The organism is Endozoicomonas sp. Z74 (assembly GCF_057680865.1).
On sequence record NZ_JBLYZI010000041.1, the window covers coordinates 1 to 14103 of the forward strand.

Consider the following 14103-nt stretch of genomic DNA (forward strand, 5'->3'; position numbering starts at 1 on the left):
AAGTACCTACATTGACTTGGTTTCTCCACACCATTGCAAAAGTGGGTGGCTGGTGTGATTCAAAACGTACAGGCATACCTGGATGGCTGGTCGTATGGAAAGGCTGGGCAAAACTACAAGACCGCCTACACACCTACCGAATGACAAGAGGTGTGGAGATGTGACTAAGAGACAGCCCAGAGGGAGAGGGCTTTGAACGTTTGCACCACCAAACCCCTTATCCCCTTGGGAGAAGGTTGGGGGCCATCAATGTCATTATGGTCAGGCAGGGTTTCCCACTCTCCCTCTGGGAGAGGGCTGGGGTGAGGGAAAACGGTAAATGGCTCATGGCGGAGACATCGAGGTCAGCCACCGAGGCCTCGGTATAATCTATAGGAGTCTCCCTGACATAGTTGGGGGGCCTAATGATTAATTAGTAGAATGAGTGGGATATGGAGTCTTACCGGGTGGTTTGGGGGAGGATTTTTTCAGCTGCAGAAACCAAAAAGCCCCGGATAGGTCCGAGGCTTTGTATGAGTGGTGCCTAGGGGCGGACAAAAATGTCAGGAACATTTTTGGACAGCTTCAGCTGGCCCGCAGGGTGAATACCATGGAGGGTATTCACAATCGAACCACCGGGTGGTTTGAGTGGTGTTTTTTCAGCTGCAGAAACCAAAAAGCCCCGGATAGGTCCGAGGCTTTGTATGAATGGTGCCTGGGGGCGGACAAAAATGTCAGGAACATTTTTGGACAGCTTCAGCTGGCCCGCAGGGTGAATACCATGGAGGGTATTCACAATCGAACCACCGGGTGGTTTGGGGAGGATTTTTTCAGCTGCAGAAACCAAAAAGCCCCGGATAGGTCCGAGGCTTTGTATGAATGGTGCCTAGGGGCGGAATCGAACCACCGACACGCGGATTTTCAATCCGCTGCTCTACCAACTGAGCTACCCAGGCTTCTTTTATATGCACATCAAGCTGCTAAAAATAGGAATAATGGTGCCTAGGGGCGGACAAAAATGTCAGGAACATTTTTGGACAGCTTCAGCTGGCCCGCAGGGTGAATACCATGGACGGTATTCACAATCGAACCACTCATCGGTTCGATCCGCCAATATCAGTTTACTTTCCCAGTCAAAAATGGTGCCTAGGGGCGGAATCGAACCACCGACACGCGGATTTTCAATCCGCTGCTCTACCAACTGAGCTACCCAGGCATGACAGCAAAACTGTGTGCGAGGCGTATTAAACGGATTTCCCCCTGGCGAGTCAAGTCAGGAATGGCTTTTTGCTGATAATTTGCCGATAAAATCGCTCCATACCGGCTTTTAGCCTATTGAAAGATGACATAGTCACCCAGGGTTTCCAGCGCGTCCAGTCCAAGCAACTCTTCAATGGGAGCGGTATTAGTACGATCTTTCAGTGTGATGTAGGCTTCAACATTGACCACCACATCACCATTTTCGTCCAGGAACACCACCTGTGGGTCAGAGATAGACGCCAGTACTCGTTTTTTCTGGTTGTTGGAAATGGAAAATTCTTTAATGTTCATGGGGTTGCCACAGGCTGGTAGAAAACCGGCATTATAGAACTGGAGGTCTGGAAAAGCTGTATAGGATTCTACTTGGCTGAAAGGGCGCCAGGAGTGACAGGATGTAAGTACTTGCTGATCACTTCTGGCCTTGCCGGGAGTGGATTAATTTTCCTCAGGGACATAGCCTTCCGCGGAATCCACCTCTTCATCAGCAAAATATTTGTCCATTTGTTCTGTGAGGTATTTTCGAGCTTCGGGCTCCAGCAGGTTCAGCCGTTTCTCATTGATCAGGCGAGTCTGGTGTGTCTGCCACTGAGTCCAGGCCTCCTGTGATACGTGCTCATAGACCCATTGGCCTTTAGGGCCTGGCAGTGGTGGTACGGTCAGGCCTTCCGCTTCTTTTTTCAATTTTACGCACTGAACCATTCTGGCCATGGTGATCTCTCATTTAAAAAAAGGGGAAGCAGAGGTTCTTATCATGAAGAACAGCTGATTTCCAGTGTTCTTCCCCATTCCGGGGGCTCTTCAGCGTAGCTTCCATAGCCAGGGTGCTCATCATAGGGGGCACTCAGCAGTGTCATCAACGTTTCTATCTCCTGGTAATTCCCCTGCTCTGCCTGTTCGATTGCCTGCTGGGCCAGATAGTTTCTCAATACGAACTTTGGGTTCACCCGTTTCATTTTCTGGCAGCGAGTTTCACTATCCAGCAGATTGCGTTGAAGTCGGCTCGAGTAGCGGGCAAGCCAGGGTGCCAGGGTATGATGGTCAACCAGTTGATTCAACGGCTGGTGAGTCATTGAGTGAGGTTGGCCGGGAATAAAGTTGCTCAGTGTTCGGAAAAAAAGTGTGTAATCACAGCCACTGTCGTGCAATAGCTGAAGGAGGTCACGGATCAGGTCGGGATCTTCATCTTCTTCTGAAACCAGCCCCAGTTTGTCCAGCATCAGCCGGGTATAGTTTTTTGTATAAAGGGCTGGATAACTATCCAGCGTCGTCTGGATTGGCTCGGTGCTGTCAAACAGGGGAATGAGCGCCTGGCCCAGTCGGCCGCAGTTCCAATAACCCACTTCAGGTTGTTGACTGAATGCGTAACGCCCCTGATGATCCGAATGATTACAGATATAGTGCCAGTCAAAGCGGTCCATAAACCCATAGGGGCCATAATCAAAGGTATCTCCGATAATGCTCATGTTATCGGTATTCATAACACCATGGGCAAAACCGGCAGCCTGCCAGCGTGCAATCATCGAAGCAGTGCGACGAATGACTTCGGCATAAAACAGCGCGTAGCTCTCTTCGGCTTGAGCTTCAGCGTTGGCTGAATTTGAGGTTTTAACCGCGGCGGTCTTCAATTCAGGAAAGCTCTGCTCAATGGTGTAATCTGCCAGCTCTTTCAGGGCTTCATAACGCTTGGTGTAGTAAAAATATTCAAAGTGCCCAAACCGGATGTGGCTTTTTGCCAGCCTGAGCAGCGTTGAACCTGACTCCCGGGTTTCCCGGTAGACGGGTGTTTTGCTGGTGACGACACACAGTGCCCGGGTTGTGGGAATTCCCAGATGATGCAGGGCTTCCGAGCCCAGAAACTCCCGAATGCAGGAGCGCAGGACTGCTCTGCCATCACCAAAGCGGGAGTAGGGGGTCTGCCCGGCTCCTTTCAGATGAAGGTCCCACTTTTCATGGTGACTATTAATGACTTCACCCAGTAACAGTCCTCTGCCGTCTCCAAGCTGAGGATTATAGGCACCAAACTGATGTCCGGAATACACCATGGCCAGAGGCTCAGTGCCGGGCCAGGGTTTATTGCCGGAACAATAGTGTTTTAACTGCTTTCTGTTTTCCGGTGTGTCATCAAGGTTCAGCAGTTTACCCGCTGCTGCACTGAAAGCGACGAAATCCGGATCTTCCAGGGGGGTGGGGTCAACCCGGGTATAAAAGCACCCTGATAGCCGGGAAAAGGTATTTTCAAATTTCAATGAGTCCAGGCTCTTCATCCCTGTGCTCTCAGACGTGCTAAAAAAAACCTGAGTAGTTTACTATGGAATAGGAGGGATTGCGCCAGAGTTTTTAAAAGAAGGCTGGCTATCATCCTCTTTTTTTAGCTCAGTCAGGTGGTTATCTTTTTTCTGCCAAAGCTTGTTAACCCACTGCTGAAACTCGGCGCGGAATGCATCATCCGACTGGTAGTCACAACCCAGGAACGATTCCGGTATTTCCAGAGCCTCAAAATGGATGCTGACTTTTTGAACTCTGCCACAGAGAAAGTCCCAGAAACCGATTCGTTGATGGTGATAGGCAATGGTGACATTCAACAGGGTTTTCACCAGATCACCCATGGCTCCCACCACATAACTGATACCTCCTGCTCTTGGCTTGAGCAGGTGGGTAAAAGGTGATTGCTGCTTTTGATGTTTAGTAGAAGTAAAGCGGGTCCCTTCAAGATAGTTGACAATGGAAACCGGTACGGTGCGGAATTTTTCACAGGCCTTACGGGTTGTTTCCAGGTCCTTACCAAGCTTCTCTGGGTGTTTCTTAATATACTCACGGGAGTAGCGCTTCATAAACGGGAAATCCAGAGCCCACCAGCACAGTCCAATGACGGGGATCCAGATCAGTTCCTGCTTGAGGAAGAACTTCATCAGGGGAATGCGTCGATTCAGCAGGTGCTGCATGATCAGTATATCAGCCCAGCTTTGGTGGTTGGCAGTGACCAGGTAGTAACCATTTTGCTTCACTCCTTCAAGCCCACGAACATCGAATTCTTGATGGTGCAGCAGCTTCATCCATGCGGAGTTGTTGGAGATCCATTGCTCAGCAATACCATTGGCAGCGCGGCTCATCAGGCGCTGGAAAGCAGGCAGTGGAATGATCAGTTTAAGCAAAGCCGCCAGGAAAAGAGGCAGACAAAGCAATAGCGTGTTCAGGGTGAGGAGGAAAGCGGCCAGACAGCCTGTGAGAAAATGAGGAAGGAATGACAGCATGGTAGTTCGTCAATTATTGATTGGATCAGGACCTTTTATGGGCTAAAGGCTTTTCATCAGCTCAAGGCTGTTTTTATTCTTTTGAAGCCTAAAGTGTATGGGGTTGGTATGCAATGTTGTTTCTTCATTTCCGGCATATAGGCCTTCCATGGGCTCACAGTGGAAAATGCTTCCCGTGGCATCCTGCGTCGCCCTAACTCCCACATCCTGTGGTCGTGCATTTCCAGCATACAGGCCATCCATGGCCATACACTGGAAATTGCTCCATGCATTTCCAGCATACAGTACATCCATGTACATAAAAAAAGCCCCCAATTGGGGGCTTAGTCAGCAAGAGTGAATTACCTGGACATCAGAAGTCGTAACGGGCTCTGGCAATGAAGCCATGCACCTTAAACTTATCCGCCCAGTCATAGGTATAGCTGAGGGTGATGGTGGTATTGTCGTTCACTTCCATATTGGCAGCAGCGCCAAACTGGAACCGGTTCTGATCACGTTCAGCACCATGAACAACAAAGCTGTTACCACCAGCGGCGTAATGGGCCGTCATATTGACTGGGTCATCCTTAAAGTCATGATACCCCATCAGACTGAATTCAGGTTTGATCACCAACTTGTCGGTAGTGATATCACCAAGGAACTTCACACCGGCACCCAGTTCCAGAATGTCATACTTGCCATTTTTAACCTGGTCATAGGACAAGTACTGCTGGCCGGGGTTGGATGCTTCCTCTGAGTAATCATCGGTACTGATACTGGCATAGTTGAAGGCAACTTGAGGCTGCCAGCTCCACTCATAACCCAGAGGCATATTGTAGCCACCCAGCAGCCCGACACCCCAGCTATTGCTGTCGTACTTGGCTTTATGCTCGGTACCGCCAACATAGCGTTTGCCCTCGTTTTTACCGATGGCATAACTCAGGCGACCGTCCAGGAAGAAAGCATCCTTATAAAATGAAGAATACAGGCTGAAGATGTGCCCATCGGTATCCATTTTATTGCTGGAGCCGTCTTTTCCAGTGATATCGCCTTTTGCATAGGTATAGGCGAGACCAAGGTCGAGGTTATCATTCAACTCAGTGTCTCCACCAATGGTGAAACCATTGGTCTTGGCCTGATACCCGTAGATACCGTCTTTTCCTTCCTGGGTGGCATCGTTATAGGAGTATTGTAACCAGACCCCTCCGGAGGAGAACATGTCACCAGTTGCAATCCCAGTCCGCTTGCCTGACATCCGGTCGTCCAGGGACTTTCCAGCCATTTTCATTCCGCTTTTAGCTGCATCAACACCATTACCGGCCAAGGTTGGAGCCATTTTTGCCGCCATTTCGTTGGCATTCCCGGCATTGACGTTCTTGACCACGTATTGGTTGAGGGCGCTTGGCTGGGTCCTGCCTGTATCTGAAGACTTGGCCTTGCTCTTCTTGTTACCGGTAGGCTTGCCTGCATTCGCAGCCGTCATTAGTACATTACGTAGTGATGTGTTCTTAGTGGTAACCAGTCGCCCCATGCGTGAGCCCTGATCTTCGCCTCTCAAGACAATCTGGTTTCTCTTGGTGCGGTCCGCAAAGTCAGCGTAATAGTGGGTATAACTTTCACCCTCAGCCACCACCAAATTATCGAGATTGCCTTCTACCGCAATTGGAATAACTTTCCCTTCTTTGGAAGCTGTTTGCATCAACACCACTTCTTCTTCGTCAAGCACGTCATCCTCATCTCCCAGCGGAAACTCAAGCCTGGCCTGAGGTCCCAATGTGATGGCGTTAGCAGTTACAAGGGCGTCATTGCCTACATCTGCATCCGAACTGTCAGGGCTTAAGGTACGGGCGCTCATGACCAGATTCTTCAGGGTTGTACTGGGCTGTTGACTGCCTCCTTCTGTAACGCACTCATCGATACAAAGCACTCCTTTCTGGTTAAGCTGACCATTTATTTGAAGGGGGCCAAGTACGGTTAATCCACCCTCAACGTTGACGGTTTCAACGGCCATGGTCGTGCCGGTAAATTGATTTCGTGAACCATTGAAAGACAGGGTACGGAAGCCGTCAAGGTTGGCATTTACGGTTGAGTCTGTGAGTGAGAGGCTATCGACACCCCCGCCTGTTAAGGTTGAGTCCGCAGTGCTGCCAACAAGGCCCCCGGTTTGTTCAATCTGAATAGCAGGTCTGGGGTTACCCTCGTCTCCACTGAGATCAATGTTGTTCAAATGACCTCTGGATGTGACCGTCACTACTCTGGAGTCGCTGGCTTTTTCCCCCGAGGTGCTGGAAGTTGTTGCCTCTGGAGCTTCGGCAAAGGCCAGGGCAATGGTCCTTGCAGGTGGCTGGTCTGTGGTAACAGTACTTACGTTAAGAGACTCAACGGTTGTAGTACTGCCAATATCGAGAGTGTGTCTGTCTTCTCTATCAATGGTAATCTGCCCAATGGTCCACTCACCGCCTTCCGGGCTATCAATGGCGACATGTTCAATATCCGACAAGCTACCGATAGAGCCCTTTCTGAGCATCACGATATCACCACTGCCACTGCCTCCACGGAGGTTTCTTGTGGTACCGTCATTTTGTTCAAACACCAGCCTTTTTCCCTGGCGTGTCTGATGGCTTTCAAGGTGGAAGTCATCAATTTCCCCACCCTCATTACGAATCGTAAAGTCTTTGGTGCCTGTCTTGCCAGCCGGGCTTGGGGTAAACCGAAGGGAGAGCACGCCACCTTTATCACCACTGGTAGAGGCGCCTGAAGACTCGCCATCGGTTTGTCTCAGCTCTTTAACCATACCGCCCTTGCTAACCACAATGGTGTTTGGGTCGATGACTTCCATTGTCCCCCAGTCACTTCCGCAAATTTCAGTGTTTTTAAATCCAGAGACTTTTGCGGGTGCACCCTGTTTAATAACGAGCACGTCGTTTTTATCTTCCCTGCCTTTGGCTTCCGGTGTGGTGCCACCGTTTTGCACAAATCTCAGAGTGGGGCGGTCGATATCAGCAGAAAAGTCAGCTGATGCGGTACCGTTCTCAGAGCTGGTCAATGTAAATACGCTGTCCATGCCAGTGTATGCGTTCATGTCAAAACCAAGGTGCAGGACACCAACCTCAGGCTTATCGGGTTTTTGACCATCCGCAACCACCCTGGCGGCTCCTCCCTGGACTACTTCGATGCTTTGTGGGTTAGTGATGGTATTCACTATTGTCCAGTCTTTGCTATGGATGCCAATGTTGTTAACGACCCCAACAGACGACAGCCCTGCTTTATCGCCAATATTCAACTGCTTGATCGGCTGAGCATTGGCAATGGTCAGCGGGGCTCCGGAAACGGTTTTTACATTAACCGCGGCTGTCTGTTGTTCCGGGGCGGTGTTTGCCTGGTTGACTGGAGTGCTGCCCTCGGGAGAGGGGGGCATGGTTGCCAGATTGACGGTATCAACGGAGTTGTCAAGGGTTAGCTGTTCGGTGCCCTCAAACCAGCCCGGCATTTGCCACTGTTTGGCCTTGATATGGACGGCTTTTACCGTACCCACGTCGCCTGTTAATTTTGCCCCTTCTTCAACCTCCAAGGTGTTTACATGAATACCTTCACCGGTAACATCAATTCCCAGCGGAGTGGTGGTTTTAAAGGATAAGCTGTTGGCCCCCGTGGCCTCTGGGGAAGCTCCCACTCTAACGGTATCAATGACCGACTTTGATGACAGGGTGCCTGCACCGGTAATGGTGCCAAAACTCCAGCCAGTGGCTTCAATATTGACGGCCCCGCCCTGAAGCATGACATCGCCCAGGTTGGCCCCGCTGCCTGCATTAAGGTTGTCAAGAGTGCCTCCGACTGCTGTATTGACCGCCAGGGGGTTCTCTGCGGAGGTGTTCACCTTTAACGTACCTTGACCGCCTGATCCTGTGTTCACATTCAGAGTTGAGAGCTGGCCGGTTGAGGCAATGGTGAGAGTGCTGACTCCGGAATACGTGCCAGGCATTGAAATACTGGTTTGATCCCCTGTGATATCAATGGATTCAAACCGATGGTCACCATGCAGGGTACCGCTATTGAGCACCAGCCTGTCCTTGCTTTTAGCGTTAAGCACAAGGCCTTTAGCTGCATCCGTAACGGTAGCGGCGCCAACGGTCGCTCCAGCAGCGACTTCAAAGGTGGTATTGGGGCGGTTTTCCAGACTGAAGTCGACGGTTTTATAGGTAGCTTTATCATCCAGTTTCAGGTAAAAACTTTCTGGCTCTGATGGTGAAAAGCCGATTTGAGTTAACGTTGCACTATTGTCAGGGAGCGTTACCGGGCTATCCATCCGGATGGCTGCGATCTTGTCAATACCGAACTCAAATTCCAGGCGCTTAAGGTCTTTGAGCTGGCCAATAGAGGCCAACGTTGTTGCATCCGTGAAACCATACCCATTTATTCCTGACATTTCAGTCGGTTTTGTCGCTCCGCTTTTCAGAACCAGTACGTTGGTTTTTTTATCGCTGAGATTGATTTTTACATCAGAGTTGCCGCTGGCTCCTTGAACAAATCGGATATTGGGGCCTGCATCGCTAAACTCCACGGTGCCGATGCTTTTCCCGGCTTTATTTTCAATGGTTAAATCCCGCTGTCCGGCCACATGGAGTGTTTGAGCAGCGGTGGGGGCTACTGAACTGCCTTTGATGGCGTCTACATGGCCGCTTACTGTAATCGTTGCCGGGTTTGTAACTACTCCGAAGGATTGCCAGGCTTTTGCAGAGTCTGTCTTTTTCTCATCTCCGGTGCCCGTTGTTCCACCACCTGCAACCACGATGGTATCGGCATTAGTGATTGAGCCAAAGGTGGCTTTGTCTTTAATGGTTACTTTTTCGATCAGTCCTGCACTGTCTGCTGAAATGGACAGGGGGGGGGCCTCAGGCTGTTGACCAGCGGCAGGTGGAGCTGGAGTTAATACGACCAGTTTTTTTACATGCCCTTCCCCGGTAGCCTCAGGGGGGGTTGGTGCTGGAGTGGCCCCATTTCCCGTCAGTTCAACGTTCTTTATTGCAAATACACCGGGTTTGACGCCTGGATCAGCTTTGGCCTCAATGTGGGTAAGGCCATTATTGTCCCTGGTGGATGCATGAACAACGGAAGTCACTCGCCAGGTTTTTTCTGATTTATCGTCTCCCATTCTGGGGATAGCCACGATTTTGTCGATTGACTGGGAGTTAGCTGGTGATGCGGCAAAGCTCACTTTACCCTGTTTTAGCGTCAGCGTGTCTTTACCCGCCCTTGTCTTTCCAGAAATAAAGGATGATTGGGTTTGTGTTTCAGGGTTTGTATCCTGTACCAGGTTAAAGGAGGGGGCTCCTTCTGTGGTTGGAATATTGAATGTTGTCAGCTGACCCTGGTTGGTCACTTCAAGCATTTTGACTGCAGGAGTACTTGTAAAGTCAAGTTTCAGGTCGCCTTTTGCCGCGGCCCCTTCACCCATACTACCAACGACTCCTTGGTTGGTAATAAGGATAGATTGAGGTGATGTAACGACCGTGGATGCGCTGCCTTGATCCCAGCCCCAGCCACTCCCGTCAATTTTAATTGTCTGAGTTCCAGCAATCTTGCTTATGCCCGCATTATTTTGAACATGCAGGGTTTCAATGTTTTGTTTGTCTTCAGTGCTGGATACGGTCAGAGGAGTAGCTACTGCATTGACCATCCTCAGGGTGGAGGGCTTACCGGCCTCTGGAGTTGCAGTTGCTGCACCGGCTATATAAACGTCCTTGACTGGCGCATTGACGGTCAGGATTTTGGTGTTGTGAACCCAGCCATCGTTCTCTCCCTCGCTGGTATCGCTCTGGGTAAAGTCTTCGCTTTTAACAACAAGTTCTTCAATGCCTGTCACTTTGCTGAATTTTGCGCCGCTGTGGATATAACCGGTTTTGATGTGGCGGTCGGTACCCTGGCCTCCATTGACCTTAAGTACTTTTGTGGCGGTGTTCATTTTCAGAACCGACACCTCCGAACCAGGAGCCGCTGCTTGCGATTCAGGCAGTAAGGCTTCTCCGGCAATATGGAGTTGATCGACGCTTCTGGCCACTGTTAGCTCGGATGTGTCCTCAATCCATCCTTTGACCTCAAACTTTCCATTTTTGCTGTCATCAATGGCATTGTGAATTTCCAGGTTCTCTATGCCTTTAATTTCACCATTGACGGTAACAAGGGCTTGGCCACTGTCCTGGCCGCTGTAAGTAGGCTGGATCTTTAAGGTATCGCTATCAGTGTTACCTAAAATGTCACCATCAATTGAACCATCTTGGAGGTTTATGGTTGGCGAACCCGTATCCCCCTCTTCCTTGAAAGTTTCAATGGCTGCTTTTATCCCCTTAACGGATGAGCCTGTTAAAAATTCTGCGCTACTGGCTCCTGAAATTTTAACCGCTGCTCCGTTGCTGGAAATTTCACCACTGTTATGCAGATTGTTACTATTGATGACTTGCATAGCGACAGCGCCTTCACCGCCTGCGGTAATGGTTCCCTTGTTTTCAGCAGTGCTCTTGATGACGAGCATGCCCACTCCATTGGTGCCTGTTACATTAATCTTACCTTCGTTAACGGACTTTCCCCCTGAAGAGGCTCTCATGCCCAAGCCGCTATTGCCGTTTACGTTTATGGTTCCAGTGTTGATGGCCTTCGATTCAGTATTGACCGCTCTCATTGCAGACGCATCAATACCATCAACGGAGATAGTGCCCTGATTCACCACCAGCCCTTTGGCGACAGCTTTCATCCCAACACTTGCTTTACCCGTGGCGAAGATTTCCCCTTTTTCGTTATTGGTACCTGTTGATGCCTTTGCATCGTCGCCACTGCCCTTCCCTGTTGCCTTTATTCCGATACCGTCCTCAGTCACCACATAAACCTTGCCTGTGGCGAAGTTGGTACCGGTAGCACCGGCCTCAAGCAGTATGCCAATATTGCTGCCTGCTGATGGCTTACGGCCATGGATCTGCAATTCACCCTCGTTGCTCACAGTAGTACCCGTTCCTGCCTTGATTGCCGCATCGGCAGAGAGTGCGGTGTTGCTTATGGCAGTGGATACTTTAACGCCTGGTTTAATGGTTATTGTTTTTCCGGTATCTGTACCCTTGGTTTCCACCATTACGTTGTTTCTGGGATCTGTTGTCTCTTGGGTAAAGTCACCGGTTATTGCTTTGTCGATGGTGAGGATAGCTTTTTCACCGGTAACTACGATGTTACAAACTTTTTCTTGGCAGCCATCTTTGCCACTGTTTACCATCCTGATCTCACCAAGTGCTTCGGATGTGCTGTGCTTTTCATTGGCCTTGGTTGTGAAGGTGCCTTTTGGTGGCCAAGATGCAGAGGAGCTGCCAGTGTTGCCAGTGTTGCCAGTGTTGCCAGTGTTGCCAGTGTTGCCAGTGTTGCCAGTGTTGCCAGTGTTGCCAGTGTTGCCAGTGTTGCCAGTGTTGCCAGTGTTGCCAGGATTCACGTCCTCATCATCATTGTCTCCATAAGATCCCTTGAAAACAACGTCAGAAGGCTTGGAGAAGGCCGTATTTAACCCAGTCCGTCGATTATGCATTCTGGTATTGGCTTTAACGTTTTTTTCATGGGCGCTGCCGTGTGCTGTCCCAAACCCGCCAACATCTCTGACTCCACTGCTGGCTGCATGTGCGCTGAGGGCTCTTTTGCCGCTGAAGGCTCCTTTCCCATTGGCGGTATGAGTGCTGTCACCTGAAGAGTTGTCTCTTGCAAAGTGAGTGCCTGCACTACTGCTACCGACCCAGCCTGCAAGTACCGATGTGACTGCAAAAGCCAGGAGTTTTTTATGAAATGCGCCAGTGGCTGTACGACTCATTATTGACACCTTAACCAAGTGAGTTAACCCAGAAGCACTGTAATTCTTTATCTCATGATTCTCTGGCTACTGTGCTATCAGGAGGACAGAGAAGTTCCGCATTGAAAACGAGCGGCAGAAAGGCTGGTAGTCGCTGCCGATTCATTGTCCAGACGGAAGAAATTGAATTGTCAGGCCTTTGGCGTGTTGGGTTGGCGAATGGTAGTGAAAACCGAAAAGCACATGAAATACCGATTTTGTGTTAAAACAATGTCTTTTGTGAGAAAAATTTATAAATATAATTGTCGTCTAGTTGGAAAGCTTAAATTAATGAACGAAAGTTCCTTTTTTAAAGAAATAAATAATTTTTTTTGATGTCTTATTGTTATTTATGATTTTCATTCGTTTTTAAAAAAGTGAAATGATGTAGCTGGGAATAGCCAGCCAGTGTCTCCTACTGATATCTGTATGGAGGCTCTGTTGCGAGCAGTCTTCAGCGATTGCTATTCACTTCCAGGAAAAATCGTGGAAGTGAACAGGGTTTTATTCTATCGATATGGATACCCATTAATGTCAAATTGCTTTCTGGATTTTTGCCAATAGTTTTTTGACTGGCGCTGCCAGACCTATTTCAACAGGTTTGTCCAAAGGGATCCACAGGCGCTGGTTTTGTTCTCTGACGACACTGTTCAGGTTTTCTGGTGAGGACCCGACAAACGACAAGACCGGAGTAATGTTCAGATGATAATGGCTGAAGGTATGGCGAAAGGGTGGCCACAGGTCAAGTGTTTCCGGCTTAATTCCGCTGCTTTCTTCTGCTGCAGATAACAGTGCCTGTTTACTGGAGCCTGATGTTAACGTAGCTTCCGGAAAACTCCATAACCCTCCCCATATACCGGCTGGAGGTCTTTTCTGCAACAGAACCTCGCCGAACTGATTGACCATCATCAGCATATAGACGGCTCTCTGGGGTTTGTCTTTTTTAGGTTTGGGCTCAGGGTAGAGCGTTTCCTCTCCTGCCAGGTGTGCCTTACAGTCGGTTTTCAGGGGGCACTGATGACATTTTGGCTTGCTTCGGGTGCAGAGAGTTGCCCCCATATCCATCATTACTTGTGTATAGTCGTCTACACGACTGTCAGGTGTGAATTGTTCGGCAATGTCCCAGAGTTTTTCAGCCACGGCAGACTTTCCTGGCCAACCGTTTACCGCACAATATCGAGTGAGCACTCTTTTGACATTGCCATCCATGATTGGGGCACGAATTCCCATGCTGATGGAGGCAATGGCGCCTGCTGTTGACCGTCCAATGCCTGGCAGTTTCATCAGAAGCTCAACGGATCGGGGAAATTCACCGGAGAATTCCTTTTCCACTGTCCTGGCCGCCTTGTGAAGGTTGCGGGCCCGGCTGTAGTAACCCAGTCCACTCCAGAAGTGCAGGACTTCATCTTCGCTGGCAGCAGCAAGTGCGTGAACATCAGGAAACCGTCCCATAAACTTTTTGAAATAGGGAATCACGGTAGTCACCTGAGTCTGTTGCAGCATGATTTCACTGACCCAGACCCGATAAGGGGTTTTATCCTTCTGCCATGGAAGATCTTTCCGGCCGTGCTGGTCGAACCATTCAAGCAGCTTCTGACTGAATGGGGTTCTGTGGTTGTTGACTGTATTGATTGCTTTGCTCATCCGGGATGATTTGTCCCTGTCTGTATTCGTTCGCTCTGGGGTGCCATGAGTCGCTAATGTTCCAAAAGCCTCGAACTTGTCTGAAACTTATGGTGTGTTGCGCTTCACTGTGTTCAGCAGCAACCTACCCAGGCG

General features: G+C 49.7%; 6 protein-coding genes and 2 tRNA genes. All 8 read right to left on the minus strand.

Annotation, left to right across the window (positions count from 1 at the left end; genetic code table 11):
• Window positions 1-859: 859 nt before the first annotated feature.
• The 8 genes from ACNRUY_RS13300 to mutY all read right to left on the minus strand — a co-directional run bounded on the left by ACNRUY_RS13300 (window position 860) and on the right by mutY (window position 13968).
• Window positions 860-935, minus strand: a tRNA-Phe gene (locus ACNRUY_RS13300).
• Between the two features lie 184 nt (window positions 936-1119).
• Window positions 1120-1195: transfer RNA gene (locus tag ACNRUY_RS13305), tRNA-Phe, on the minus strand.
• Between the two features lie 116 nt (window positions 1196-1311).
• Window positions 1312-1530, minus strand: a complete 219-nt coding sequence (locus ACNRUY_RS13310) for a hypothetical protein (RefSeq protein WP_488112129.1) — start codon at window positions 1528-1530, stop codon at window positions 1312-1314.
• 144 nt (window positions 1531-1674) lie between these two features.
• Entirely contained in the window at window positions 1675-1947 is a 273-nt protein-coding gene (locus tag ACNRUY_RS13315; protein ID WP_488112130.1) for an oxidative damage protection protein, read from the minus strand.
• 41 nt (window positions 1948-1988) lie between these two features.
• Complete coding sequence (locus ACNRUY_RS13320; RefSeq protein WP_488112131.1) at window positions 1989-3503, minus strand: protein adenylyltransferase SelO; 1515 nt, start codon at window positions 3501-3503, stop codon at window positions 1989-1991.
• Between the two features lie 42 nt (window positions 3504-3545).
• Window positions 3546-4490 (minus strand): 1-acylglycerol-3-phosphate O-acyltransferase, YihG family, encoded by a 945-nt coding sequence (gene yihG, locus ACNRUY_RS13325; RefSeq protein ID WP_488112132.1) that lies wholly within the window; start codon window positions 4488-4490, stop codon window positions 3546-3548.
• A gap of 352 nt (window positions 4491-4842) precedes the next feature.
• A complete protein-coding gene (locus tag ACNRUY_RS13330) occupies window positions 4843-12306 on the minus strand; it encodes an autotransporter domain-containing protein (RefSeq protein ID WP_488112133.1) in 7464 nt (2487 codons plus the stop codon).
• A gap of 552 nt (window positions 12307-12858) precedes the next feature.
• The gene (gene mutY, locus ACNRUY_RS13335; protein WP_488112134.1) at window positions 12859-13968 is read right to left on the minus strand and encodes an A/G-specific adenine glycosylase; all 1110 of its coding nucleotides are present in this window, start codon (window positions 13966-13968) and stop codon (window positions 12859-12861) included.
• Between the last annotated feature and the right edge of the window lie 135 nt (window positions 13969-14103).